Source organism: Bacillus cereus group sp. BfR-BA-01356 (genome assembly GCF_022663635.1).
Lineage (GTDB): Bacteria > Bacillota > Bacilli > Bacillales > Bacillaceae_G > Bacillus_A > Bacillus_A cereus.
On sequence record NZ_JAKUFX010000047.1, the window covers coordinates 1 to 25,653 of the forward strand.

Here is a 25,653-nt window from a genome sequence, read left to right on the forward strand (position 1 = left end):
ACATAAAATACTGGTCTAGTTTCGTGATGTCTTTTTTAAGCAATTTGTCCTTTGATAACTTCAAAAGATATTATTTTTCAGTTGACATACTACCGCAGGTCTTTTCTTACAAGCTCGTCAAAAAATGATCAGTGGTATTTCACTGATCATTTTTTTATTATTTAAAGTCTTTCCAAGTAAGGTTACTTTCACTTAGCAGTTCTTCAAATGATTTATTCTTTTCACGTTCTTTTTGTTCTTGGCGCTTTCTTTCCAGTTCAGCTGCCTCTTTTTCCTCTTCCCTCACTTGCAACTCTTTCTTCTTACTCTTTAATTGTTGCATGAGTGAATCATTTAATTGATCGCCTAATGTAAGTGTTTCTTTCTTTGGTTGATTCACTTGTGATTGTCTTTGCATTTGTCTTTGTTTCTTTTTCTTCATGCTACTCACCTTTTACTTTTTTCTCCATTATAGTAGATACACAATGAAATCGACAATAAAAAAGGGTCTTTACTCTATTATTCACTTTTTGTAAATATGTTAATTTTTCGAAAAGACTAAATTTTTATGTAGCTATAATCCTATGAATCTATTAAAATTATGTCGTATGATGTCAGATTATAAAAAAGGAGAATTATATTATGTGGAAAAAAATTATTCCTGCCGTTGCTGTTTTAAGCACCATTACTTTTTCAAGCGTATTTGCCGCTCCCCCATCTCAGAATCCAGCTGAACAAAACCGCTACATAGACGTACAAATGCTTGGTATTAATGATCTCCATGGACAACTAGATACTGTTAAAAAAATCAATAATAAAGAAGCTGGTGGCGCTGATTACTTAGCTACTTATTTAAAAGAACATAAAAAACAAAACCCTAATACACTTCTCGTACATGCTGGTGATATCGTCGGAGCTAGTCCACCAGTTTCAGCATTATTACAAGATGAACCGACGATTGAATTTTTAAATGACTTAAAATTTGATGTCGGTACAATCGGGAACCATGAATTTGATGAAGGCATTGATGAAATGAAACGCCTCATTTACGGTGGATATCATGAAAAAACAGGAAATTTCAAAGGGGCTAACTTCCCCTATGTAGCTGCTAATTTCTATAACAAATCAACTGGCCGCTTATTTTTACCACCATTTACTGTAAAAATGGTAGATGGTGTTCCTGTAGGATTCATTGGGGTTGTTACAACTGATACACCAAATGTTGTTATGCCTACGATGCTTAACAATGTACAAATTACTGATGAAGTAGAAGCAATTAATAAATCAACACAACAATTAAAACGCCTCGGCGTTAAATCTATCGTCGTTCTTGCTCATGTCGGTGGAACAACCGATGAGTCTGGGGTAACAAATGGCGACCTTACTCGAATTGCAAATGAAACAGACCCAGAAGTTGATGTTATCTTCGGTGGACATAGTCATACGTATGTAAATGGTACAGTAAATAATAAACTAATTGTCCAAGCAAATTCATATGGAATGGCTTTCTCAGACGTCGATGTAACAATTGATCGTAAAACAAAGGATATTGTAAAGAAAAAAGCTGAAGTTGTTACAACGTATCATGAAGGTGTAGAACCTGATAAACAAGTAAAGAAAAAACTAGATCAATATAAAGAAAAAATCGCACCACTTGTAAATGAAGTGGTCGGAAAATCTACAGCACCTATCGACCGTAAACAAAATGATGCTGGTGAGTCCACTCTTGGAAATTTAGTTGCCGATGCTCAGCGTCAAACGATGCAAACTCAAATCTCCCTCATGAATCCTGGTGGCATTCGTAATGACTTAGATGCTGGTGATATTACGTGGGGTGAGTTATACGGCATTCAACCTTTTGGAAATCAATTGATTAAAGTAAATTTAACAGGTCAAGACATTCGCGATATTTTAAATCAGCAATGGCAAAAGGGAACAACAAGAATGCTTCAAATTTCAGGTATTCAATATACGTGGGATGCAAATAAACCAAACGGTGAAAAAGTTACAAATATACGTTTAACAAACGGAGAAGAATTATCTCCATCTACAACGTATAGCGTAGTTGCAAATGCCTTCTTAGCTTCTGGCGGTGATGGATTCGTATCATTTAAAAATGGTAAAAATGCAGAAACTGGGCCAAACGACTTTGAAGCGTTAGTCAATTACGTAAAACAATTAAAAGAACCAATTCAGCCAGTTATTGATGGAAGAATTCAAAAAGTAAATTAAGTGTTTCTCTAATAATAAATTTCATTTTTCACGCATAAAGGATTTGTACTGGTCCTCTATTTTATACGTAATATACATCATAAAAAGGATACTCGTTCTTCTAATGAACACAGTATCCTTTTCTTTAGTTATCAAAATGTGATGTTTTGTCAACTTCATATTGCTGTAAAAATTGTTGCAACGCCTCTTCTACAAGTTTAGATTTTTGAATTCCTTTCGATTCTGATATAAGGTCCAATCTTGCTAATATTTCTGTATTAATAGAAAAGGTCCGTCTCTTTTTCTCTGTACTTTTACTCACAATTGGTGCAATTACTTCTTCTCTTTTTCTTAATAACTCATAAATGCTTTGTAATTGCTCATAAATTAATAATTGATAATCTGTTTTCTCATATTGAAGGGCGGTCGCTTCTTGGAGTTGTAAGTGACGTGGTTCTTCTCCATCTCCTACAAAAATACGTTTCTTCTGCTCTCCATCATATTCGTATCCAATCAATCTTAATTTCTTCGATAATGTATACGGGCTTATTTCAAGACGTTTTGCTATAATAGCGATGGATTCACGTCTATTTAAACCATCTATAATTTCTCCAATCGTCACAATTTCCCTCCTCCCGTGTTGAAATGACACTAGTATGGTATGTTACAATGATTTTCTAACAGTATATGCAAAATGAATAGCCTGTGCGATTCATACGATTTCACAAAAGGAGGTTTTCAATATGCTTTTTCGTAGCTACACCCCTCAGTTCTATAACGAAAACAAACAACTCATTCCTAATAGTATCGCTACGATAGAAAGCGTTATGATTAATAATCGAAAACAAACTCTCCTTATGCGTGGACAAAACGTAGAGCAACCTATTTTATTATGCTGTCACGGCGGACCTGGGATGGCACAAATCGGATTTATTCGCCATTTTCAAAAAGAATTAGAGAAGCAATTTATTGTTATTAATTGGGATCAGCGCGGGGCTGGTAAATCCTTTTCAATGAAAGATTTCGGAGCAAATTTCACAATCGAACAATTCGTTTCCGATGCAAAAGAAGTGATTCAATATGTACTTAAAAGGTTCAACAAACAAAAACTATTTCTCGCTGGTCATTCTTGGGGAAGTATTATTGGGCTTAACATAGCACATCAATATCCAAAGTATATCGAGGCTTACATCGGTATTGGGCAAATTGTACATATGAAACAAAATGAAGAATTGCTATATCAACATTTAATTCATTCTGCAAAAAAACATGATCATAAAAAAGCATTAGCTTCCCTTTTAAAATTAGGCAAACCACCATTTTTAGATACGAGACGTCTCATTATTCAAAGAAAGTGGCTTGGCACATTTGGAGGCGCAATCCAAAACGGATCTTCCTTTTCTTTCATACGAAAAGGTTTCTTTTCTCCTGAATATACGCTATTAGATTGGTTCAAGTTTCTCGCAGGAAATTTAAAATCTGGTGTTTTATGGGAAGAAATGCTGACAATCGATTTCTTTTCTTCTATTTCAAGTTTATCTATTCCAGTTTATTTTTGTTCTGGTCGCTATGATTATCAAACTCCTTATGCACTCGTTCAGGAATATTGCGATATTATTGAAGCGCCTATAAAAAAGATGATTTGGTTCCCAAATTCAGCACATTCTCCTGATTTAGAAGAACCAGAATTATTCGCTAATTCTTTACAATCAATTAAACAAGAGCTAGCTTTTCAGCATTAGTAACAAAAGGCTCTTTTACATTTCATAGAAAACATTTTATAATAATATGTCGCAAGCATGTATAAACATAGCAAAATGTTTCATATTTACTTGTCTTAACAGAATAAAAATTTAGGGAGATTACATTTATTATGAACGCTGTACTCGTCGCAGTAGCAATTATGCTATTGCTTAGTTTGTTACGTGTCCAGGTCATTGTCGCCATCATTGTTGGAGCTTTAACAGGCGGACTTATCGGCGGACTCGGTATTTCAGAAACGATTAACACTTTTACAACTGGTCTTGGAAACAGTGCTCCAATCGCTTTAAGTTATGCAATGCTTGGTGGTTTCGCTATTTCACTTTCCAAAACAGGACTTCCAGATGCTATGATTCAAACTGCATTAAAATGGATTGGCAATGAACAAGACACGAAAAAACAAGTTTATTCTAAAATACTTATTTTATTCATTATTTTAACGATGGCTTGTTTCTCACAAAATGTGATTCCTGTTCACATTGCTTTCATCCCCATCTTAATTCCAGCACTTTTAAAAGTATTAAATGAGCTGAAAGTGGATCGCAGACTTGTCACATGTATTATTACATTTGGATTGATTACTCCTTATATGTGGATCCCTGCAGGATTCGGAAAAATTTATCATGACGTATTACAAACCAACGCTGCGCAAAGCGGCCTTACATTTGATGTCACACTTATTCCAAAAGCAATGACTATTCCAGCAATTGGTATGATTATTGGATTATGTGTAGCGGTATTCATTACGTACCGAAAACCTCGTACGTATGAAACAGAACAAATTCATACTACCGAAAATGAAATCGTTCCCTATACAAAACGTAGCATTACTTTCGGTTTATTATCTATCATTGCTACATTAACTGTTCAATTAACAACAGAATCAATGATTTTCGGTGCTTTAGCAGGTATTATCGTCTTATCAGTTAGTGGCAGTCTACCACTTAAAGAAGCAGATGCGATATTAACAAGCGGAATGCGTATGATGTCCTTTATTGGCTTTGTTATGATTGCTGCCGCTGGATTCGGCGCTGTTCTTCGAAAAACAGGACATGTTGAATCTCTAGTGCAAACGAGTGCACATATAATTGGAAATAACAAACCACTCGCTGCATTTCTTATGCTCGTTATTGGACTTCTCGTTACGATGGGAATTGGTTCATCCTTTTCAACCATCCCTATCTTAACAACCATTTTTGTACCTCTTTGCATTCAGCTTGGATTTAGTCCAATGGCCACAATTGCAATTATCGGTACAGTCGGAGCACTAGGTGACGCAGGATCTCCAGCATCGGATAGTACCCTTGGACCAACATCCGGTTTAAATGCTGATGGTCAGCACCATCATATATGGGATACATGTGTACCCACTTTTCTACATTACAATATACCGTTACTTATATTTGGCTTTATTGCCGCAATTACATTATAAAAAGGTGCGTATAAAACGCACCTTTTACTTTTTTATTTTTCCTTTTAATTGTTGAAAAGCTACTTTTCCGTTATCTTTGACATAGCTTTCAATTGTCGGTAGTGATGAACCTATCCATTCACACTCTATACTCCCATTCGGTCCAACAATTTTTAATTTATCTGGTATATGTATATTTAGAAATCTCGCTGACCGAATTAACTCAATAGCAATCTGATCACTTGAGGCTACAATTCCATCTATATACGGATTGTTTTGCAATAATGTAATAAATTGTTTATTTGTATACCCTTGTACACATTCTTCTCGATAAGAGATTCCTTCATCCCAAACAGCGTCTAAAAACCCTGCTATATGATCTTCCATTTCTTCACTTCCTTCTCCCTCACCGAAATATGCAAGAAAGTGACACCCTTTCTCTTTTAATAAAGAAACAGCTCTCTGTCCACTTTCATAATAATTTCCATGTGATTGTTGCTCATCGATCACAACAAACGGAAATGGAATTTCTCCTACACTTTTAAAAATTGCTCTCGTCAAAATAACACCTGCAATGTTATTTTGCTTCAGCATATGTATGTATCTATCTTTATTCTCTATATTACAAATAATGATTTGATAGCCTTCTTTATATGCTATTTCCTCAATACAATGTAGCAAAGTGATGTTTGATTGGTTACATAAATTATCTACAAGTAATGCAATTATCGTTGAATTCTCTTTAAATAGTGGCTTCGCTGCACTGTTTGGCCTATAACGTAATTCTTCAATTGCTTCCTTTACTTGTTTTACTGTGTCCTCATGAACGTATCCTTTTTCATTAATAACTCGTGAAACGGTTGCGACTGAAACACCTGCCAATTTTGCAACATCACGTATAGTTGCCACATCGTCACCCCTTAATATGGTAATAGATTACAATTTTACGGTAACCTAAATTACACTATCCGTCAAGATTAATAACTCACATTTCTGAAAATTGTTACATCATTTCACTAAACGATACTCCAACTGAATTTCATGTAAAATTGGGATATTATCATATCCCATACGTGGAATTTCTTTCTTTATTTTTCGTGCCTCCTCTACCGCATTCACATATAAATTAGTCATTACAAAATTACGTTTTTGGTAAAATCGTAACGCATTCATATTATCATTTGTTGTAATAAGCAAAACCTGTCTGCACCGTTCTTCTTCTGCAACTTGTAATACACAATCCACAAGTTTCGTCCCTATTCCTTTTCTTTCTTCAAAGCTATCTAGCGATACAATTTCGCATATATTTCCGGTCACTTCATACGTTATAATTCCGATTATTCTGTCATCTGAGAGCGCAACAAATCCTGGCAACTCTTCTAACTGATGTCCCTTACCACGTGAAACCATCAATGAACTTCCCCAGTTCTCACACATAAACATTCGGATTGTTTCTTTCATCGCTGGCGTAATTTTTTGTATATGCAGCATTTCCTATTTCTCCCCTTTTATATCATTGTGATACAATATAAGTGTATCACATGTAACGGTATTTGGAGGATGAGGTAAAGTATGAAACGTTTTTTTGCAGCATTGTTTACTATACTAGGTGCAATAACTGCCCTTGGGATTTTCTTTACAAATAAAGTGATGTACTTAAAGAAAAAAACAGAGGAAGAAGTACTCGAAAGAGAAACGAAAAAACATTTTCGTATAGAGGATTTTGATGCTCTTCATAAAGAAGAAATTCATATCCCTTCACAATTCGGATACGACCTTCACGGATATTACATTCCTGCTGGTCATTCCACCAATAAGTTTATGGTTTTTTGCCACGGTGTAACTGTAAATAAAATAAACTCTGTAAAATATGCAAACTTATTCTTAAAAAGGGGATATAACGTCCTCATTTACGATCATCGTCGTCATGGTAAAACTGGCGGAAAAACAACAAGCTATGGATACTATGAAAAACATGATTTAAAATCCGTAGTTGACTGGCTAAAAAACCGTTTTGGCACCAATATTACACTTGGTATTCATGGTGAATCTATGGGAGCTGCAACACTTCTTCAATACGCAGGACTTGTAGAAGATGGTGCTGATTTCTATATTGCAGATTGTCCTTTCTCTGATTTTCACGGACAATTACAGCACCGTTTAAAGGTTGAATTCCATTTACCAAAATGGCCTTTATTACCTTTAGCAAACGCATTTTTGAAAGTTCGTGACGGTTATACAATTCGTGAAGTTTCACCAATCGACTGTATAAAAAACATTAACAATCCCGTTCTCTTTATTCATAGTAAAGATGACGACTATATTTTAGCTGATATGACAAAAGCGTTATATGAAGCGAAAGAAAATAATAAGCAGCTTTATATTGCAGAACACGGTGCACACGCTTGCTCTTATAACGAAAATAAAGAAGAGTACGAAGCAGCCGTCGATCAATTTTTAAACACATATGTGAAAGAAACAAAAAACAGGCTTGCATAAGCCTGTTTTTTATTGCGCTAAAACGTCTGTAACTTGTTCCATATTTTCAGAAATCCATTGCATTGCATCATCTAACGTTGGGAATTCTGTCGTTTGAAATGTTACTTCATCTTGAAGTAACCAAACATCCTTTGCCTCTTGCCCTACACCTGCAATGGACCAATGTAACAAACTATATGGATGATTATCATTCAAAAATGATGCCCACGTGCGCTCATTTGCAATGTTTCGTAATGTATGTAATTGTTTATCCATCTCTCGTCACCTTACTCTAGTCAGTTATGAAAACTATTATAACACTCTCTTCTTTCTCAAACAAAGTGCTCTTTTTATATTGTCAAGCACTTCCCTTGATTATATGATGAAATTAAGCGTTTGGGAAGGAGGGATAACGTTGGCAAAAGTACAAATTAAAGTAAATGATAATGGCTCTTTTCGCGTTACAGGGGACGTGGAATTAGTCGACTCACAAGGGAATGTATTCCCAGCAAAACCGGCATTTTCTTTATGCCGTTGTGGTTTATCAAAAAATATGCCTTATTGCGACGCTTCGCATAAAGGTAAATTCGAGTCTGTTGTTAGAGCACCAGAGGCAGAATAATTTTACATGTGACATGCACATTTTTTTGTGCATGTTTTTTCTTTTTAGCAACTCCGTTATATCCCTTCTCCTTACAACATTTCTAATACTTTTATTTCCATTCCAGCCTGCATATATTTTCACACAATTCTTCACATTCGAATATTTTTTACTAGCCTTTTATTTTTTTTGTGCTATAATTTGAGCAAACAGCATCCTTCGGGGTCGGGTGAAATTCCCAACCGGCGGTGATGAAGTGAAAACTTCTAAGTCCGTGACCCGTTTTCAACTCGAAAACGGTGGATCTAGTGAAACTCTAGGGCCGACAGTATAGTCTGGATGGGAGAAGGATATGTTTCTAGTTTTTTATATAGTGAATACACTTTTATTTCAGTATGCATATTTTTAAAGATTCATTTTGATTCTTTATATATGTTTAATTTTCTATACTTATTTTTTATACTGAAATAAAAAGAGACAACTAGCGTTTAAAAATTCGATATTTTGCTAGGTTTTTTCCTTATGCAGAAATATCAATTATCGTTAGGTTTCTTTCCTATGCTTTCGTATTCAAACTATATTTCTAGAAATCACGTCTCCCAAACCCCAAGGATATTAAATCCTTGGGGTTTTTTGATTTTTTTAGGAGAGGTGAAGAAAATGACAGATCAAGAATATATGAGGATTGCCCTGCAGTTAGCAGAAGGGACATCAGGACAAACAAGTCCAAATCCTATGGTTGGTGCTGTTGTTGTAAAAGATGGAAACATCGTTGGTATGGGGGCTCATTTACGAGCTGGTGAAGAACACGCAGAAGTTCATGCCCTTCAAATGGCTGGTCAGAACGCCAAAGACGCTACCGTTTATGTAACACTGGAACCGTGTAGCCACTTTGGAAAAACACCACCTTGTTGTGAATTGCTCATCGAAAAAGGAGTTAAGCGTGTTGTAATTGCTACTCTCGATTGTAATCCGCTCGTTTCTGGTAACGGAAAAAAAAGATTAGAGGAAGCTAGAATTGAAGTAACGACCGGTGTTCTTGAAGCAGAAGCAGTTTTATTAAATCGCTACTTTTTTCACTACATGAAAACGAAGCGCCCTTTTGTAACAATCAAAACAGCGATGAGCTTAGATGGAAAAACAGCAACTGTAACTGGTGAAAGTAAGTGGATTACAGGTGAAGAAGCACGTGCTGATGTTCACCAATATCGCCATACACATGATGCAATTCTTGTTGGAGTGAATACAGTTATAGCTGATAATCCTCATTTAACAACAAGAATTCCAAATGGTGGGAAACATCCTATTCGCGTTGTTTTAGATACCCATTTACGAACGCCACCATCTTCTCATGTTATAACAGATGGTTTAGCACCGACATGGATTATTGTCGGTAAGGATGTAAAGAAAGAGAAGATATCTTCTTATGAATCTAAAAATATAGCTATATTCCAAATGGAAACGAAACATATAGAAATCGAGGACCTTCTTTCCTTTCTTGGAGAGAAACAAATTCTTTCTCTATTCGTTGAAGGTGGCCAATCGATTCATGCAAGTTTCTTAAAAACAAACAATTTTAATGAAATTGTAACCTATATAAGCCCGAAATTAATTGGTGGGAAAGATGCTCCTACTTTATTTGGAGGAAATGGTTTTTCAAAATTACAAAATGCGCTTTCCTTGAAAATTCAAGAGATGAAACAAATTGGTGATGATATAAAAATCGTTGCGAATGCCCGAAACGAGGTGACGAAATGTTTACAGGAATTGTAGAAGAATTAGGAACGATAGCAAACATGCAACAAAGTGGAGAAGCGATGAAATTAACGATTCATGCAAAGAAAATTTTATCAGATGTTCACTTAGGTGATAGTATCGCGGTTAACGGTATTTGCTTAACTGTAACAAGCTTTACAACTACTTCATTTACAGTTGATGCAATGCCTGAAACGATGCAGTCGACATCACTTCGCATGCTTAAACCGCACTCTAAAGTAAATTTAGAGCGAGCAATGGCTGCAAACGGACGATTCGGTGGACATTTCGTTTCAGGACATATTGATGGCATCGGAACGATTTTAAATAAAAAACAACATTACAATGCCGTCTATTACAAAATAGCAATTTCTGATGAACTGCTGCGCTATTGTTTGCATAAAGGATCCATTGCTGTTGATGGAACGAGTTTAACGATATTTGATATAGACGAATCTTCCATAACGATTTCACTCATCCCGCACACAGTAAGCGAATCTGTCATTGGAGAAAAAAATGCCGGAGATATCGTAAACATTGAGTGTGACATGATTGGTAAATATATCGAACGCTTTATTACTAAACCTACAAAACGAGTAGGTTCAATGACTGAAAGCTTTTTACAAGAAAACGGATTTCTATAAGGGGGAAGCACAATGTTTCATCGTATTGAAGAAGCTCTAGAAGATTTAAAACAAGGTAAAGTCGTTATCGTATGTGATGATGAAAACCGAGAAAATGAAGGCGATTTTATTGCTTTAGCAGAGTACATTACACCAGAAACAATTAATTTTATGATTACACATGGCCGTGGTCTCGTTTGTGTACCGATTACAGCAGGATACGCAGAACGTCTACAATTAGAACCAATGGTATCTCATAATACAGATTCACATCATACTGCGTTTACAGTGAGCATTGACCATGTTTCTACAACAACAGGGATTAGCGCTCACGAACGTGCAACTACGATACAAGAATTGTTAAACCCCGCATCAAAAGGCGCTGATTTCAATCGACCTGGACATATCTTTCCATTAATTGCGAAAGAAGGCGGTGTCCTGCGTCGTGCAGGTCATACAGAAGCTGCTGTTGATTTAGCAAAGCTATGCGGTGCCGAACCAGCTGGAGTTATTTGCGAGATTATAAATGAGGACGGCACGATGGCACGTGTACCTGATTTAATAGAATGCGCAAAACAATTTGATATAAAAATGATTACAATAGAAGATTTAATTGCTTACCGCCGCCATCATGAAACACTTGTGACGAGAGAAGTGGAAATTACATTACCTACAGATTTCGGTACTTTCCACGCAATTGGCTATTCTAACTCATTAGATACGAAAGAACATATCGCACTTGTAAAAGGTGATATTTCAACAGGTGAACCGGTACTTGTACGTGTTCATTCTGAATGCTTAACAGGAGATGTATTCGGTTCACATCGCTGCGATTGCGGACCACAACTCCATGCAGCACTTGCTCAAATTGAGCGTGAAGGAAAAGGTGTTCTTCTTTATATGAGACAAGAAGGAAGAGGCATTGGGCTTCTTAATAAGCTTCGTGCTTATAAATTACAAGAAGAAGGATTCGATACTGTAGAAGCAAATGAAAAACTCGGCTTCCCTGCTGATCTTCGTGATTACGGTATCGGTGCTCAAATATTAAAAGATTTAGGTTTACAGAGTTTACGATTATTAACGAATAACCCAAGAAAAATTGCTGGCTTACAAGGTTACGATTTAGAAGTAATCGAGCGTGTACCGTTGCAAATGCCAGCAAAAGAAGAGAATAAATCGTATTTACAAACGAAAGTAAACAAATTAGGACACTTACTAAACTTATAATTAAAGGAGAGATTTATTATGGTATTCGAAGGTCATTTAGTTGGTACAGGATTAAAAGTTGGAGTTGTTGTTGGACGTTTTAACGAATTTATTACAAGTAAGTTACTTGGCGGCGCTTTAGACGGATTAAAGCGTCACGGTGTAGAAGAAAATGATATTGATGTTGCTTGGGTTCCTGGTGCATTTGAAATTCCTTTAATCGCTAAAAAGATGGCTAGTAGCGGAAAGTATGATGCTGTTATTACATTAGGTACTGTAATCCGAGGTGCTACAACTCACTACGATTACGTTTGTAATGAAGTAGCAAAAGGTGTTGCGTCTTTATCACTACAAATGGACATCCCAGTTATTTTCGGCGTATTAACGACAGAAACAATTGAACAAGCGATTGAACGCGCAGGTACGAAAGCTGGTAATAAAGGATATGAATCAGCTGTTGCTGCAATTGAAATGGCTCACTTATCAAAACAATGGGCATAAAAAAAAGAGGCTGCGGCCTCTTTTTATTTTTTCACCTTTTTTTGTACATCTTTTATTAATTCATTCATCGTTTTTCCTTCTGTTTTTATATGAAGAGCTTGTGCCGTTCTCCATACATTCTCTCTTTTTTTCGCTTCTTCTATAATAGTAATTTCTTTTCTAACTTCCTTTAAATCTTTTCCTTCCGTTTTCAATCCAAAATGTTCAGCTTTCGTTCGAAAGTGTTGTTCGATTCTTTGTTGCATTTCTTTTTGTTCAGGATTTTCAGCAGCCTTAACTGGATCAGAACTTATTGCTTTTATTAAAATTAAACAAGTCATAATCGCTAATATGTATTTGTACATGTAAAATCCTCCAACCCAATATAAATTACATATTTACTATGTACAACTAGGGCTTGGAAAATTCGTCCACAAAAATTCTTTTTTTCGTTCAAAAACCAATAGTATCAAGCGTTCACAACTATTTATTACATTTTATTTACAAAAAAGCAAACTCTTTTACAAGTTTGCTTTTTCATCTATCTTATAATGCACATTCTTCAATCTCAAATCCTAAATCTGCAATCATACCCCAGTCCGCAGTCGGCTCTTGTCCAGCTGTCGTTAAGTAGTCCCCGACAAAAATAGAATTTGCTGCAAATAAACCGATTGGCTGTACAAAACGTAAATTGATTTCACGCCCTCCTGAAATACGAATTTCTTTTGTTGGGTTTACAAAACGCATCATTGCCAGTACTTTTAAACATTCTACTGGCGTTAACTCTTTTTGCCCTTCAAGAGGTGTCCCCTTTACAGCAACAAGGAAATTACAAGGGATAGAATCTGCATCTATACGTTGTAATTCAAATGCAATTTCAGCACGCTCTTCAATTGTTTCTCCCATGCCAAAAATCGCTCCAGAGCATGGAGAAATGCCCGCTTGTTTTGCTTTTTGAACTGTATCAACACGATCATCATACGTATGAGTTGAACAAATACTATCGTAATTATTTGCATGTGTATTTAAGTTGTGGTTATAACGGTGCACGCCTGCTTCCGCTAAACGTCCTGCTTGATCTTCATTTAAGAAACCTAAACAACAACAAATCTTCAAGTCTGTCGTTTCACGAATTTCCTTAACTGCTCCAATTACGTGATTTACCTCTTTATCTGTCGGACGACGACCAGACGCTACAATACAATATGTACCTGCTTTACGGCGTATTGCTTCATGTGCCCCTTCTACAATCTTCTCCTGCGTTAACCATGCATATTTATCAATCGGTGCTTCTGAAATAATAGACTGTGAGCAATATCCACAATCTTCAGGACATAATCCAGATTTCGTATTAATAATCATATTCAATTTTACTTTCTTACCAAAGTGATGATGGCGAATAATGTAAGCCGCATTCATAATTTCTAAAACTTCTGTATCATCAGCTTCTAATATCGCTATTGCATCTTCTTTTGTAATCATCTTCTCTTCCACTACGTCGTATGCAAGTTTTTTCCAATCCCTTTTTGTTTGTACTTGTTTCATTTCATCTCTTCCCCTCTTTTGTTATATGTATAAATAAAGCATGATACGTTGCCATTATCCCTTCATTTCCCGTGAAGTCTCTTTCGTATATGCGTAGCATCGCACGAAAGAGTGAGGGACTTTGACAATATGATCCTTCATTGCTATTAGTTGCTCCTACTTTTCGAATAGAATGCAGAAACTCCTTAACTTCTGTAAAACTTTCTATGTAACATGTTTCAGAAACATGCACATCCCCTGTTTCTATCTTACATATATGAAGCAACTGATCTTTTGAATAAAAACGTTGACCAATCGATGTTTCATTTTTTATATTTCTTTCTTCTTTCGCACGTTGGAACGAAGCATGCAATTCTTGAAATGTTTCATGTCCAAACGTTGAAAAGAGTAATATCCCATCTATGGACAAATGTTGAAATAAATTTCTTAACACTTGTTGTAAATTATTTAACCATTGAAATGTAGCATTTGAAATAATGACATCATATGATTCTTCTAATCGTAATCGCTCAATATCTTCACAGTGAAACGTTACATTTTTTACATTTTGTCTAGTTTGCGCAATCGCAATCATACTTTCAGCAAAATCAACTGCTGTAATATGTGATTTCGGAAATAACTTTGATAATTGCTCTGTTACATACCCCGTCCCGCATCCTAGTTCTAAAATACGTATTGATGCCGTTTCACTATATCGTTCCTTTAAGATTGAAAGTAATGAATGTGCCATCTTTTTTTGTACATTTGCATATCGATCGTAAGATACGGCTGCCCCATTAAACCGTTTTTGTAGTAACGTTTTGTTGATCATGTCGTATCCCCTCTACAAATTGAATTATCTCATTTGCGCAATATTCAAAATTCGTCACACATAATGCATGCCCTGCTTCACTTACTACTTTCAGCTCGCTGCTGCTATTCTCCGTCATACTACGTGCCGCAGACAATGGGCATATTACATCCTGTTCTCCGTGAATAAGTAGTATAGGTACTTTAATTTCTTTTAGTTCTTCTCTCATATCTGTTTCTATTAAATAATCTAAACCTAGTTGTAAAGACTGAATAGAATCACCTTTAAAACGGTCTACAATGTCTTCAAAGTTTTTATTCTCTTTTAGCTCATCTTTCGTAAACATATTTTCATAAAACCGCTTGAGCGTATCTTCTTTCCTTCTCGCCAAATTCCTTTTCAGCCGTTCTACATGCAAAGCATTCCATCCGTTACTGTAATCGCTCGTATTTGTAAATTTAGCAGTACCACCAATTAATACGATGCCTTTTGCCTGAATCTTTTTATAAGCTTCAACTGCTGCTAACGCTCCTAGTGACCATCCAACCAATATTACGTTGTCATTATGCGCTACATCTATAATTCGTTCCGCAAATTCACTTCGTTCTTTCACATTACGCCAATCTATGCATTGAACAGAATATCCTTTAAAATACGGAAGTACTAAATCCCAAATATTCTCTTCCATTCCCCATCCGGGGATAAAAATAATCTTTAGCTCATTCATACGAAAAGCTCCTCTTCTTTCGCAATGTGGATAATTCGGTCAATAGCCCATTTTAAATCAGCTATTGTATGTTGCGATGTAACTGCAAAGCGAATTCGAGAACTATGAACCGGCACAGTTGGCGGACGAATTGCAATAGCCGCAATCCCTGCCTCTTGCAACCTTTTACTAAACCGTAAAGCATGTTCATTTGAACCGACTACAATCGGTACAATATGAGTTGAACTATTTCCAATATCAAAACCAGCATCCCTTAATTTAGTTCTGAAGTATTCTCCGTTTGCTATAAGGTTCTCTCTTCTTTCGTTATCTTCTTTTACAATTTCAATTGCTTTTTGCACTGCTCCTAACGTACTTGGTGGTAAGGCTGTAGTAAAAATAAAGCTTCTCATCATATTTTGTAAATACTCTATATAAATTTCATCACCTGTCAAATACGCACCATAACACCCTAAAGCCTTGCTAAACGTCCCCATATGTATATCAATTTTTTGAGAAAGATTTTTTTCTATATGAGATAACCCAGCTCCGCCGATTCCATATATTCCACTCGCATGTGCTTCATCGACTATAATGATTGCCCCGTATTTCTCTTTCAGCTGTACTAAATCTCTCAAATACGCAGTATCACCGTCCATACTAAAAACGGTATCTGTTACGATTAATTTCCTTTTTTCAGGCGAAGCCATTTTCAACAACTTCTCTAAATGATCCAAATCATTATGACGATACCTTTTATGCTCTGCCCCGCTTAATATGATTCCATCAACAATACTTGCGTGATTTAACTTATCACTAAAAACAATATCGTGCCGAGAGGCTAAAGAAGATATGGCACCTATATTTGCCGTATACCCACTATTTACAATTAAAGCTCTTTCAGTACCTTTCCAGTCACATATGCTTCTCTCAACCTCTTCATATAATAGATGATTTCCTACAAGGAGACGAGAGGCAGTCGCTCCAGTTCCATATCTTTTTGTACAGGCAATAGCAGCTTCTTTTAACCTTTCATCTCCAGCTAACCCTAAATAATTATTTGACGCTAAATTTAACATCCTTTTTTTATCTCGAATAAGCCAAGTCTCTTCTGCCTTCTCTGTTACATGCAAATCACGATACTGCCCTTGCTCATGTAATTGTTGTAATTTACATTGAAGGTGCGCCCGCCACGTTTGATTCATTTTGGATAAACTCCTCTAATTTTGAAATCATAATATGTTCTTTTGCAGATTCTAATACTTCTTCTTTCGTAAACTCACCTGCAAAGAATGGTAATAATCCTAAAACTGGTACCCCGCTCAGCTCTTCAATCATCTCTTTATTTTCTTGCACTCTTTCCATTTCACATTCTTTGCAACCTGATAAAATGACACCCGCTACGGTTAAGCCATGCGCCTTTGCGTAAGCAATCGTTAACACTGTATGATTTACTGTTCCTAATGTAGGACGAGCTACTACAATAAGAGGCAACTGTAATTCTTTTGCAAAATCAATTACTAAAGCATCTTCTGTATATGGGACAGCAAGCCCACCTGCTCCTTCTACAAATAAGCTATTAAACTCTTTTAATAGTCCATTATAGTAATCAGTAATTTCTTTTAACTTTACTACTCTTCCAGCTCTTTTCATGGCAAGTCTCGGAGCAAGTGGTTCTTCAATAGAATAAGGGCAAATTTCATTTTCTTGTGTCGGTACACCTGATAATGATTTTAACCTTGCCGCATCTCCCTCAGGGTTTGATGCAACATGCCCACTTTGCAACGGTTTATATACCCCTACGTTATATCCTAATTCTCTAAATACACCTGCTATAGCACCTGCAACTACTGTTTTTCCAACTTCAGTATCAGTTGCTGTTATGAAAAAACCACTCATTATTCTCCCTCCGTAACATCCGAGATTGCCTTATATAAAATGCGTAACATATCATCAATCTCTTCAAAAGTAGAAGCAAGTGGCGGCATAAATACAATCGTGTTACCTAGCGGTCGTAAAATCATACCCAGCTCTCTTGAGCGTTTACATACTTGAACACCGACTCTCTCTGTCCAGTCAAACGCTTCTTTCGTTTCCTTATTCTTCACAAGCTCAATACCAACCATTAATCCGCACTGACGAATATCACCTACATGTTTATAAGCAAAGAGCTTTTCTAATTGCGCTGCCACATAATCCGTTTTACGTGCCACTTCTTCTATTAAATTTGTTTTTTCATATAGTTCTAGATTCGCGATTGCTACGGCACACCCTAACGGATTGCCTGTGTAGCTATGTCCATGGAAAAATGTTTTTTGTTCTTCATATTCTCCTAAGAAGGCATTATATATTTCATCTGTCGTTACCGTAACTGCAATTGGTAAATATCCACCTGTTAAACCTTTCCCAGCAGTTAAAATGTCTGGCGTCACATTTTCATGTTCACAAGCAAACATTTTCCCTGTACGCCCAAATCCAGTTGCTACCTCATCTGTAATAAATAATACATTGTACTTAGTACATAAATCGCGCAGTCCTTTTAAATATCCTTTTGGCATTGTAATCATCCCGCCAGCACCTTGCATTAATGGCTCTACAATGATGGCAGCTACTTCTTCATGCTTTTCTTTCAACAATTCTTCCATTTCTTCTAAATGGCTTTTTACAATTTCCTCCTTATTATTTCCGTAAGGAGAACGATATGTATATGGATACGGCATTTTAATCGCATCAAATAAGAGCGAACTATACACTTGGTGAAACAAGTCTATTGCTCCTACTGAAACAGCTCCAATTGTATCACCGTGATATGCTTCTTTTAATGTAACGAATCTTTGTTTCTTTGGTTTCCCTTTATGCTGCCAATATTGGAAAGCCATCTTAATTGCAATTTCAACAGCGGTAGAACCTGAATCAGAATAGAATACCTTCTTCAATCCATCTGGTACAACCTCAATAATTTTTTCTGCTAATAAAATAGATGGAACGTTAGCAAGTCCTAGCATAGTAGAATGAGCAATTTTATTTAATTGCTCACGAATTGCTTCATCTAATTCCGGTACTTGATGTCCGTGAACATTTAACCATATAGATGAAACACCATCCCAATATTCATTACCATTTACATCGTATAGCTTTCTTCCCTCTCCACGTTCAATAATGACAGGATCTTCTTCTAAATAATCTTTCATTTGTGTAAATGGGTGCCATACGTAAGCTTTATTTTTCTCTGCTAATTCTTCATATGTATAAGATGATTTTTCAATCGTTTTACTATTTATTGTCACAATTGTCGCCCCTAATGTTAACTTGTTTATAAACAAAGTTAACATTAAATCTGAATGACTGTCAATTATTTTAAAATCAAATAGTTCTTAAAAAAGAACAACTTATCATACGATAAGTTGTTCTACTTTCCATGCTGTATCTTTCCAATTTCTAAAATAATTTCTTCATCTTTTTTCCCTCTGTATTAATTCCAAGCTGCTTCGCATGCTCAATTAATAAATCATGACGCTGCTCAAATCTAGCCTTATTTACTTCTTTCGTAATTTCTTCTTTTGTTTTTCCATCACTAGAAACCCCTAGTTTCGTAGCTGCTTTCTCCATCGACTTCTTCTCTTCCGCTTCTTTCGCTTTCTTCACTTCTGACTGCTGTACTTGCTTTTTCTTCGCTTGCTCTGATTCAGCTGCAAAAGCTGTGTAAATGCCAGCACTTCCGCCAATGACTAGTAAGGTGGTAAAAAGAATTATTTTTTTCTTCACTCTTTCCTCCCCTTTCAAATTCATTATAACGCACATTTTTTAGTGTTAAAACCTATCTCCTTTATTTCCCTAAAAAAATATCACATATTTTTATTGACATGTATGATGAATATATGATAAAAATTTAACTAACATCATATGAATCGGCGTTGATAGGATTTAGTAGTATTTCGATTTCTGATTTCAGAGAGCTGGTGGTCGGTGCGAACCAGTACAGAGCGAATTATGAATTACCCCCTGGAGCTTCTTTTACGAAACGTAAGGAGTAGTGAAAGACGGTTATAGACCGTTATGTCTAAAGAGTGGTGAAACGAAACTGTTTCACAATTTAGGGTGGTACCGCGAATTTTTCGTCCCTGCATATATTGCAGGGGCGTTTTTATTTTATAAGCGCATATCATATGACCCTTTATTTTGTGATACATTCATTTCACAAGCTAGGGTGGTACCGCGATTTCTTCGTCCCTGCATAATTATATGCAGGGACGTTTTTTTATCCAATCATTTCCGTATCATATAGAAGGACTAACAATTACCGGTAATTTGTCACAAAATTCTAAATTTTAGAAGGAAATATACAATATTGGCGAATTTTATATAAAAAAGAGCTATTTCACATTACTTAGGAGGGGAAAACAATGGTTTCAAAAATTGAGTCTGTTCTTTTAACAATTTTTATCTTTTTCTGTATTGGTTTTAGTGTTATTCAATTAGAAGTTTCACCACACATCCCAATTTTATTTGGTATCGTTCTTTTATTAGCATTTGGATTCTTGAAGAAAATCTCTTGGTCTACTATGGAGAAAGGGATGATTAGTAGTATTTCAGCTGGCATTCCATCTATATTTATTTTCTTACTTGTAGGCGTATTAATTAGCGTTTGGATCGCAGCTGGAACTATTCCCACTTTAATGGTATACGGCTTCCAACTTGTATCTCCAAAAATTTTCGTTCCAACTGTTTTTGTTGTTTGTGCAATTGTTGGAACGAGTATCGGTAGTGCATTTACAACTGCTGCAACTGTAGGACTTGCCTTTATGGGAATGGGTACTGCCCTTGGATACGATCCAGCTCTTATTGCTGGTGCAATTATTTCTGGTGCATTCTTCGGAGATAAAATGTCTCCTTTATCTGATACAACAAACTTAGCGCCTGCTGTAACAGGTGTAGATTTATTTGAACATATTCGTAACATGCTTTGGACAACAGTGCCAGCTTTCATTATTGCTTTTATCGCATTTTTCATTTTAGGAAGCGGATCTGGTGGAAACGTTGATTTCTCAGCATTTATTAACACACTAGAAAAAAATGCAACGATTTCTATCGTTACACTGATTCCTATTTTATTACTGTTCCTATTCGCATTTAAAAAGGTACCCGCAGTTCCAACATTACTTGCAGGAATTGTGGTAGGGATTATTATTCTCTTTATTTTTAAACCTAGCACTTCTTTAGCTGATTTAATAAAAATTATGCAAGACGGTTACGTTTCTAAAACTGGTATCAAAGACATTGACAGCTTATTATCTCGCGGTGGCCTGCAAAGTATGATGATGTCAATTGCTCTTATTTTCCTAGCTCTTTGTATGGGAGGATTATTACAAGGAATGGGTATTATAGCGCAGCTGATGAATATTATCTCTAGCTTCGTAAAAACTAGTACACGCTTAATTATTTCTACTGCTTCAACTGCAATTGGTGTAAACTTCTTACTTGGTGAGCAATACTTATCTATCGTTTTAACAGGACAAGCATTCGCTAATAAATACGATGAAGTCGGTTTAGAACGTCGTAATTTATCACGAGTATTAGAAGATGCTGGTACAGTAATTAATCCACTCGTACCATGGGGTGTAAGTGGCGTATTCTTAACAAACGTTCTTAGCGTTCCAACATTCGATTACCTGCCATACGCAATCTTCTGTTTAGCTTGTCCAGTCGTAACCATTATCGTCGGTTTTACTGGATTCGGTCTTTCATGGAAAAAAGAAAAAGCAGTACCAGTTTCATAATATAATAAAAAGGATTACCAAATCGGTAATCCTTTTTATATTTCTCGACTATCTATTCGCTTTCTTTCTTCTAAATAACATAAGTAATCCCGCTCCAACAAACGCAAGACCCGCTCCAATTGTAGAAGCAATACTTGCACCTGTTTTCGGTAAATCACGTTCATCTTTTTCAGCTTCTTTATTTTCACTTACAGTTGTTGTTTCTTTTGTATTTTGATCATCTGTTGTAGTTTGTCCAGATCCAGTATTGTTTCCATCTTGCTTTGGTTCATTACCATTATTACCTTCTTCTGTTGGTGGTGTTGGGTTTTCTCCATTACCTGTTGGCGGTGTCGTTTGGTTTTCTCCACCACCTGTTGGCGGTGTTGTTGGATTTCCTTCACCAGTTTCTTTATCATCATTTTTCTTCGTTATATCAATTGCATATTTCGCAAATTCATTTTCAGATGGTCCAACATATGAAATCTTTCCATCTTTCTTTATATACTTTTGTGCATTTGGTGAAGAATCAAATGTTGTATTTAATTTATCTGCAACAATCGGTTTAAATGTCCAATTTTGATCAGCTGCTGGATCAATATCTTTTATTTTTTGCATATACTTCACAATGATTTGACGTGTTTCATCTTGTGATTGGTATACAACTTCCCCTTTACTTACACCTGGGAACGTTTGGCTACTTCCACGATAGTTATTTGTAGCGACGATGAACTCTTGATTGTCAGCTACTGGCTTACCTTCATATGTCATATTTACAATACGATTAGCATTTGCATTTACAACTTTTCCATCTTTATCGTATTTCGCCGGTTGTGTTACATCAATTTCGTATTTTAAGCCATCTAAAATATCGAAGTTATATGTAGGATAGCCTATATTTACTAACGGCTGTTCTTCTGTTTTCTTTGGATCAATTTGATTAAACTGACCTGCAGACATTTCAAGCCATTCTTTCACTTGTGCCCCATTTACTTTTACAGCATATAACGTATTTGGATACACGTATAAATCTGCAACGTTTTTAATTGCTAACGTTCCAGCTGGAATATCAGTATAATATGTCGCACCGTTTCGGCCACCTGCTTTAAATGGTGCTCCTGCAGATAAAACTGGAATATCTTTAATCTTTTCGTATTCTGGTTTTTTAAGTTCTTGTTCTACATACCATTTTTGCGCATTTGTCACAATTTGTACGGAAGGATCATCTTGTACTAATGAAAAATAACTATTAATTGGTGCTTTCGTTTTACCTACATGTGTATTTACATATTCGATTGTCTTTTCATGTTCATCTTTAATTTCATTAACTAATTTTTGATCAGATGCTACTAATGGATTACCTTTACTATCAGCAATCGGACGAAGTTGCGGCTTAGACTGATCTTTTTGCACTTCCCATTTTCCGTTTACCTTTTTCAATTGCATATCAATAATACCTAAGTTACTACCAAAAACACCCGGCATTACAACTGGAACACCATTAAATACATCCTTCACTTCAGTATGTGAATGTCCCATTAATACTGCATTTACGCCAGGAACTTCTGTCGCTAAATAAAACGATGAATTTTCCATTCCTTCGTTGTATCCACTCTTATCAACATCTGAATGCGCTAGTGCAACTATAATATCCGCACCTTGCGCCTTCATTTCCGGAACTAATTTTTTCGCTGTTTGCACAATATCTTTTGCTTTTACTTGTCCTTCTAAATTCGCTTTATCCCAATTCATAATTTGTGGTGGAACAAATCCCATTACACCAATTTTCACTATTTGTTTTTGGCCTGCTTCATCCACTACTTCTTTCTCTAAAATATGATATGGTCTATCAAAGTAATGCTCGTCATTCTCATCATTACCATCATGGTCATCTCTGTAGACATTCGAGTTAATAACCGGAATTTTTGCTTTACTAGTCACTTCCTTTAAATAATCTAAACCGTAGTTAAATTCATGATTCCCAAGAGAGATGACGTCATACTTCATTAAATTCATTACACGATATAATGGATGTGTATAACTAGGATCCACACGATTCTTCGGATCTTTTATTTTATTCGCTACGTAATCCCCAAGCGGTGTCCCTTGTAATGCATCCCCATCATCAAATAGGACAGAGTTTTTCACTTCTTCACGTGCTTTATTAACGAGTGTTGCCGTTTGTACAAGACCTACTTTATTATCTGTTTTCGTTTGATAATAATCGTAATTCATTAAGTTAACGTGAATATCTGATGTTTCTAGAATTCGTAAGTTAACTGTACTCTCCCCAGTGTTCTCATCTGCATGAGCTGTTGCTGGCATTACTTGCGGTGCCATTACACCAATCGCAAGAGTTGCTCCAGCTAGCATTTTTTTTGACTTTTTCACAAAAAATCCCCCTTATACAATTACCAGAAATAATGAAATGAATCCCTATCTGTCTCTAACCACATACCTTTTTTCTTCTATTAGAGACACAATTTTCATTTCACCCTGCGCTAACGAGTAGTCCCCTTAAACGCCCGATTGATGAAGACTATTAATTAAAAGGAAATAAAGCTCCCACTAGTTAAAGTTTCACCTTATCTGACATTATCATATATAAAGTTCTTTCCTATCGTCAATATTTTTTGACAAACTTCAACAAATTTTCTGTAAAGTTATTATAAACTTTTCATAAACATATAATATGCCCTTACATTGCTAATACTGCTGAATATGATACAATTACCAATTACAAGGAGGATGAATTTATGAAAAAAGTCATCTTAACAATTGTTTGTCTCCTCCTTCTGATCATTTCTTATTCTTATTTTGAAAAGAACGACGAGACAAAACAAAATGAATCTGAAGAAAAAACAGAAAAAACATCTGCCCCAAATTGGATTGATAAGCAAACAAACGAATCTTTTTATCATCTTGTATTAGGTGATTCACTCGCTAAAGGATACGGATCGACACAAGGTGGATTTGCTGAATTAGCTTCTAAGCAAATAGAAGCACAAATTCATAAACCAATTACAGTAGAAAACCTTGGGGTAAACGGTCTTACAACAGATCGTCTCGCTAAAAAAGTTCAATCAGAAGATGTAAAGGAAAAAATTAGAGCAGCAAATATAATTACAATTAATATTGGAGGAAATAATTTATTTCGTTTAAATCGTGATGTTGGTGTTATAGATGGTATAAAAATGTTAAATAAAGAAAAAGCTCATTTTGAAGCGGATATAAAAAGTATTGTAAAGACAGTTCGAGATCAAAATCCGGATGCTTTACTCATTCTCTCAGAACTCTATAACCCGTTACAACTCGATGACTCCATCGCAAGTTATGCAGATATGTTTTTAGATGGCTGGAATGAATCTGTTTATTCCATTTCCAAAACAAATCAACCATCTATCGTTTTACCAATTCGCAAATTAATATCGAATGATAAAAAAGAGTTATTATTTGACCAAGTACACCCAAATGATAACGGCTATGCAATTATTGCCAATACATTTACAAAGCAAGTGTTATCCTACAAATATTAAAGCGACCATGAAACAATTCTATTTTTATAACATGTCTTTTTTGTTACAATGATAGTGGAAGGGGGCCTTTATATGGAATCACGCGAGTGGGAACGTATTGTTGATCATCTTCTTTCGCTAGTGCCTCTTTTTTATCGCAAATTTATGCTTCCTGGAGAATTTTCTTCTCAAAGACATATGCCGCCATCACATACACAAGTATTACTGCTTTTGCATGAAAACGGCACATTAGCAGTTTCCGAAATCGGCAAGCGGCTAGCGATTTCACGGCCTAACATGACACCTCTATTAAACAAACTTATTCAAGAAGAACTAATAGAGCGTCATTATAGCGAAAAAGATCGACGGGTCATTTTAATTTCTCTAACAGCTGAAGGGAAATTATTAGTAAATCAGTATCAGCAATTCATTTTAGACAAACTAAAAGAAAATTTCCAAACATTATCTGAGGAAGAGCGCGAAAAGCTCATTCATTCTCTTCAAACCATTCAAAATTTAATTTTGAAAACAAACGTATAAAGCTGCTTCTAAATAGAAGCAGCTTTATGATTCGTAATAATTACCATAGTACACATTGGAATATGGCCATGTTGTTAAATATGGTTTTTTTTCCTGTGTAGGCTGTTGTTGTGGTAATTGTGGTATTTGTGATAATTGCTGTAATTGTTGTTGCCAATATAATTCGTATTGTCTACTCGTATCATAAACCGGATAATAATTTACATATGGATATACTTGAGGTACGTAATAATAATACATTATCCTCTCCTCCTTTTTCTTAAACATATTCAAAGGAGAAAATGGATGTGACATTG

General features: G+C 35.7%; 26 protein-coding genes, 1 pseudogene, 1 riboswitch and 1 other annotated feature. Of the genes and pseudogenes, 12 read left to right on the top strand and 15 right to left on the bottom strand.

Translation table 11 applies throughout. The features are described 5' to 3' along the window. Positions 1–157: 157 nt before the first annotated feature. Positions 158–421, bottom strand: coding sequence for a YqkE family protein (locus tag MR168_RS16795; protein WP_000727561.1), 264 nt, complete (start codon positions 419–421; stop codon positions 158–160). Between the two features lie 200 nt (positions 422–621). Between MR168_RS16795 and MR168_RS16800 the strand changes: the two genes are divergently transcribed. Continuing rightward, entirely contained in the window at positions 622–2,211 is a 1,590-nt protein-coding gene (locus MR168_RS16800; protein ID WP_000265553.1) for a bifunctional metallophosphatase/5'-nucleotidase, read from the top strand. Positions 2,212–2,335: 124 nt separating this feature from the next. On the opposite strand, the gene MR168_RS16805 is transcribed toward MR168_RS16800, so the two are convergent. Further along, the gene (locus MR168_RS16805; protein ID WP_000151931.1) at positions 2,336–2,812 is read right to left on the bottom strand and encodes a ribbon-helix-helix domain-containing protein; all 477 of its coding nucleotides are present in this window, start codon (positions 2,810–2,812) and stop codon (positions 2,336–2,338) included. Positions 2,813–2,933: 121 nt separating this feature from the next. Here MR168_RS16805 and MR168_RS16810 point away from each other — a divergent pair, with 121 nt between their 5' ends. Together MR168_RS16810 and MR168_RS16815 are read left to right on the top strand one after the other, a co-directional pair. After that, positions 2,934–3,932, top strand: a complete 999-nt coding sequence (locus tag MR168_RS16810) for an alpha/beta fold hydrolase (protein ID WP_000898973.1) — start codon at positions 2,934–2,936, stop codon at positions 3,930–3,932. A 131-nt stretch (positions 3,933–4,063) separates the two neighbouring features. Next, entirely contained in the window at positions 4,064–5,383 is a 1,320-nt protein-coding gene (locus tag MR168_RS16815) for a Na+/H+ antiporter family protein (protein ID WP_242291428.1), read from the top strand. A 24-nt stretch (positions 5,384–5,407) separates the two neighbouring features. Here MR168_RS16815 and MR168_RS16820 read toward each other — a convergent pair whose 3' ends face one another. Both MR168_RS16820 and MR168_RS16825 read right to left on the bottom strand, forming a co-directional pair. Beyond that, a complete protein-coding gene (locus tag MR168_RS16820; protein WP_086411643.1) occupies positions 5,408–6,271 on the bottom strand; it encodes a LacI family DNA-binding transcriptional regulator in 864 nt (287 codons plus the stop codon). A 99-nt stretch (positions 6,272–6,370) separates the two neighbouring features. After that, positions 6,371–6,853 (bottom strand): GNAT family N-acetyltransferase, encoded by a 483-nt coding sequence (locus tag MR168_RS16825; RefSeq protein WP_070179483.1) that lies wholly within the window; start codon positions 6,851–6,853, stop codon positions 6,371–6,373. An 81-nt stretch (positions 6,854–6,934) separates the two neighbouring features. On the opposite strand from MR168_RS16825, the gene MR168_RS16830 reads away from it, so the two are divergent. Then, a complete protein-coding gene (locus MR168_RS16830; RefSeq protein ID WP_000819234.1) occupies positions 6,935–7,861 on the top strand; it encodes an alpha/beta hydrolase in 927 nt (308 codons plus the stop codon). A gap of 9 nt (positions 7,862–7,870) precedes the next feature. On the opposite strand, the gene MR168_RS16835 is transcribed toward MR168_RS16830, so the two are convergent. Then, positions 7,871–8,116, bottom strand: coding sequence for a DUF2552 family protein (locus MR168_RS16835; protein ID WP_000360793.1), 246 nt, complete (start codon positions 8,114–8,116; stop codon positions 7,871–7,873). Positions 8,117–8,255: 139 nt separating this feature from the next. Here MR168_RS16835 and MR168_RS16840 point away from each other — a divergent pair, with 139 nt between their 5' ends. From MR168_RS16840 to ribH, 5 genes are all read left to right on the top strand, one after another. Further along, entirely contained in the window at positions 8,256–8,462 is a 207-nt protein-coding gene (locus MR168_RS16840; protein ID WP_001151582.1) for a CDGSH iron-sulfur domain-containing protein, read from the top strand. A gap of 190 nt (positions 8,463–8,652) precedes the next feature. After that, positions 8,653–8,796: riboswitch (FMN riboswitch) on the top strand. A gap of 305 nt (positions 8,797–9,101) precedes the next feature. After that, a complete protein-coding gene (gene ribD, locus MR168_RS16845; RefSeq protein WP_086411641.1) occupies positions 9,102–10,214 on the top strand; it encodes a bifunctional diaminohydroxyphosphoribosylaminopyrimidine deaminase/5-amino-6-(5-phosphoribosylamino)uracil reductase RibD in 1,113 nt (370 codons plus the stop codon). Next, positions 10,196–10,840 carry a riboflavin synthase subunit alpha gene (ribE, locus tag MR168_RS16850; RefSeq protein WP_000493907.1) on the top strand — a complete coding sequence of 215 codons (645 nt, stop codon included), beginning with the start codon at positions 10,196–10,198 and terminating at the stop codon, positions 10,838–10,840. The genes ribD and ribE overlap by 19 nt, the downstream gene beginning before the upstream one ends. A 12-nt stretch (positions 10,841–10,852) precedes the next feature. Further along, on the top strand, positions 10,853–12,046 hold the full coding sequence (gene ribBA, locus MR168_RS16855; RefSeq protein ID WP_016111643.1) for a bifunctional 3,4-dihydroxy-2-butanone 4-phosphate synthase/GTP cyclohydrolase II: 1,194 nt from the start codon (positions 10,853–10,855) through the stop codon (positions 12,044–12,046). Between the two features lie 18 nt (positions 12,047–12,064). Next, positions 12,065–12,526: a 6,7-dimethyl-8-ribityllumazine synthase gene (gene ribH, locus MR168_RS16860; protein WP_000230895.1), complete on the top strand. Its 462-nt coding sequence runs from the start codon at positions 12,065–12,067 to the stop codon at positions 12,524–12,526. A gap of 23 nt (positions 12,527–12,549) precedes the next feature. Here ribH and MR168_RS16865 read toward each other — a convergent pair whose 3' ends face one another. The 8 genes and pseudogenes from MR168_RS16865 to MR168_RS16900 form a co-directional block, all read right to left on the bottom strand. After that, on the bottom strand, positions 12,550–12,870 hold the full coding sequence (locus MR168_RS16865) for a hypothetical protein (protein ID WP_000280032.1): 321 nt from the start codon (positions 12,868–12,870) through the stop codon (positions 12,550–12,552). Positions 12,871–13,051: 181 nt separating this feature from the next. Continuing rightward, entirely contained in the window at positions 13,052–14,050 is a 999-nt protein-coding gene (gene bioB, locus MR168_RS16870; RefSeq protein WP_086411640.1) for a biotin synthase, read from the bottom strand. Position 14,051: 1 nt separating this feature from the next. Next, positions 14,052–14,861 carry a malonyl-ACP O-methyltransferase BioC gene (bioC, locus tag MR168_RS16875; protein ID WP_000608914.1) on the bottom strand — a complete coding sequence of 270 codons (810 nt, stop codon included), beginning with the start codon at positions 14,859–14,861 and terminating at the stop codon, positions 14,052–14,054. Then, positions 14,827–15,567 (bottom strand): alpha/beta fold hydrolase, encoded by a 741-nt coding sequence (locus MR168_RS16880; RefSeq protein ID WP_001004172.1) that lies wholly within the window; start codon positions 15,565–15,567, stop codon positions 14,827–14,829. Before MR168_RS16880 ends, bioC begins: the two co-directional genes overlap by 35 nt. After that, positions 15,564–16,751 (bottom strand): 8-amino-7-oxononanoate synthase, encoded by a 1,188-nt coding sequence (gene bioF, locus MR168_RS16885; RefSeq protein WP_086411639.1) that lies wholly within the window; start codon positions 16,749–16,751, stop codon positions 15,564–15,566. The genes MR168_RS16880 and bioF overlap by 4 nt, the downstream gene beginning before the upstream one ends. Then, positions 16,717–17,445 (bottom strand): dethiobiotin synthase, encoded by a 729-nt coding sequence (gene bioD, locus MR168_RS16890; RefSeq protein WP_000012476.1) that lies wholly within the window; start codon positions 17,443–17,445, stop codon positions 16,717–16,719. Before bioD ends, bioF begins: the two co-directional genes overlap by 35 nt. Beyond that, entirely contained in the window at positions 17,445–18,878 is a 1,434-nt protein-coding gene (bioA, locus tag MR168_RS16895; protein WP_140159350.1) for an adenosylmethionine--8-amino-7-oxononanoate transaminase, read from the bottom strand. Before bioA ends, bioD begins: the two co-directional genes overlap by 1 nt. Positions 18,879–18,955: 77 nt before the next feature. Further along, positions 18,956–19,311, bottom strand: a pseudogene (locus tag MR168_RS16900) (hypothetical protein). Between the two features lie 140 nt (positions 19,312–19,451). Next, positions 19,452–19,672, top strand: a binding site (T-box leader). A 277-nt stretch (positions 19,673–19,949) separates the two neighbouring features. Between MR168_RS16900 and nhaC the strand changes: the two are divergent. After that, positions 19,950–21,323 carry a Na+/H+ antiporter NhaC gene (gene nhaC, locus MR168_RS16905; RefSeq protein WP_000253730.1) on the top strand — a complete coding sequence of 458 codons (1,374 nt, stop codon included), beginning with the start codon at positions 19,950–19,952 and terminating at the stop codon, positions 21,321–21,323. A gap of 48 nt (positions 21,324–21,371) precedes the next feature. Here the strand turns inward: nhaC and cpdB are convergent, their stop codons facing one another. After that, the gene (gene cpdB / locus MR168_RS16910; RefSeq protein ID WP_086411638.1) at positions 21,372–23,693 is read right to left on the bottom strand and encodes a bifunctional 2',3'-cyclic-nucleotide 2'-phosphodiesterase/3'-nucleotidase; all 2,322 of its coding nucleotides are present in this window, start codon (positions 23,691–23,693) and stop codon (positions 21,372–21,374) included. A 365-nt stretch (positions 23,694–24,058) separates the two neighbouring features. On the opposite strand from cpdB, the gene MR168_RS16915 reads away from it, so the two are divergent. Further along, positions 24,059–24,838 carry a GDSL-type esterase/lipase family protein gene (locus tag MR168_RS16915; protein ID WP_000755851.1) on the top strand — a complete coding sequence of 260 codons (780 nt, stop codon included), beginning with the start codon at positions 24,059–24,061 and terminating at the stop codon, positions 24,836–24,838. A gap of 72 nt (positions 24,839–24,910) precedes the next feature. Then, the gene (locus tag MR168_RS16920) at positions 24,911–25,357 is read left to right on the top strand and encodes a MarR family winged helix-turn-helix transcriptional regulator (RefSeq protein ID WP_000445819.1); all 447 of its coding nucleotides are present in this window, start codon (positions 24,911–24,913) and stop codon (positions 25,355–25,357) included. Between the two features lie 24 nt (positions 25,358–25,381). Here the strand turns inward: MR168_RS16920 and MR168_RS16925 are convergent, their stop codons facing one another. Next, on the bottom strand, positions 25,382–25,597 hold the full coding sequence (locus tag MR168_RS16925) for a hypothetical protein (RefSeq protein WP_086411637.1): 216 nt from the start codon (positions 25,595–25,597) through the stop codon (positions 25,382–25,384). Positions 25,598–25,653: the final 56 nt, after the last annotated feature.

Bases quoted from the DNA above. Each gene is read 5' to 3' on its own strand.
- MR168_RS16795 (WP_000727561.1), bottom strand. From the start codon at position 421: ATGAAGAAAAAGAAACAAAGACAAATGCAAAGACAATCACAAGTGAAT.
- MR168_RS16800 (WP_000265553.1), top strand. From the start codon at position 622: ATGTGGAAAAAAATTATTCCTGCCGTTGCTGTTTTAAGCACCATTACT.
- MR168_RS16810 (WP_000898973.1), top strand. From the start codon at position 2,934: ATGCTTTTTCGTAGCTACACCCCTCAGTTCTATAACGAAAACAAACAA.
- MR168_RS16815 (WP_242291428.1), top strand. From the start codon at position 4,064: ATGAACGCTGTACTCGTCGCAGTAGCAATTATGCTATTGCTTAGTTTG.
- MR168_RS16825 (WP_070179483.1), bottom strand. From the start codon at position 6,853: ATGCTGCATATACAAAAAATTACGCCAGCGATGAAAGAAACAATCCGA.
- MR168_RS16830 (WP_000819234.1), top strand. From the start codon at position 6,935: ATGAAACGTTTTTTTGCAGCATTGTTTACTATACTAGGTGCAATAACT.
- MR168_RS16835 (WP_000360793.1), bottom strand. From the start codon at position 8,116: ATGGATAAACAATTACATACATTACGAAACATTGCAAATGAGCGCACG.
- ribD (WP_086411641.1), top strand. From the start codon at position 9,102: ATGACAGATCAAGAATATATGAGGATTGCCCTGCAGTTAGCAGAAGGG.
- ribE (WP_000493907.1), top strand. From the start codon at position 10,196: ATGTTTACAGGAATTGTAGAAGAATTAGGAACGATAGCAAACATGCAA.
- ribBA (WP_016111643.1), top strand. From the start codon at position 10,853: ATGTTTCATCGTATTGAAGAAGCTCTAGAAGATTTAAAACAAGGTAAA.
- ribH (WP_000230895.1), top strand. From the start codon at position 12,065: ATGGTATTCGAAGGTCATTTAGTTGGTACAGGATTAAAAGTTGGAGTT.
- MR168_RS16865 (WP_000280032.1), bottom strand. From the start codon at position 12,870: ATGTACAAATACATATTAGCGATTATGACTTGTTTAATTTTAATAAAA.
- bioB (WP_086411640.1), bottom strand. From the start codon at position 14,050: ATGAAACAAGTACAAACAAAAAGGGATTGGAAAAAACTTGCATACGAC.
- bioC (WP_000608914.1), bottom strand. From the start codon at position 14,861: ATGATCAACAAAACGTTACTACAAAAACGGTTTAATGGGGCAGCCGTA.
- MR168_RS16880 (WP_001004172.1), bottom strand. From the start codon at position 15,567: ATGAATGAGCTAAAGATTATTTTTATCCCCGGATGGGGAATGGAAGAG.
- bioF (WP_086411639.1), bottom strand. From the start codon at position 16,751: ATGAATCAAACGTGGCGGGCGCACCTTCAATGTAAATTACAACAATTA.
- bioD (WP_000012476.1), bottom strand. From the start codon at position 17,445: ATGAGTGGTTTTTTCATAACAGCAACTGATACTGAAGTTGGAAAAACA.
- bioA (WP_140159350.1), bottom strand. From the start codon at position 18,878: ATGTTAACTTTGTTTATAAACAAGTTAACATTAGGGGCGACAATTGTG.
- nhaC (WP_000253730.1), top strand. From the start codon at position 19,950: ATGGTTTCAAAAATTGAGTCTGTTCTTTTAACAATTTTTATCTTTTTC.
- MR168_RS16915 (WP_000755851.1), top strand. From the start codon at position 24,059: ATGAAAAAAGTCATCTTAACAATTGTTTGTCTCCTCCTTCTGATCATT.
- MR168_RS16920 (WP_000445819.1), top strand. From the start codon at position 24,911: ATGGAATCACGCGAGTGGGAACGTATTGTTGATCATCTTCTTTCGCTA.
- MR168_RS16925 (WP_086411637.1), bottom strand. From the start codon at position 25,597: ATGTATTATTATTACGTACCTCAAGTATATCCATATGTAAATTATTAT.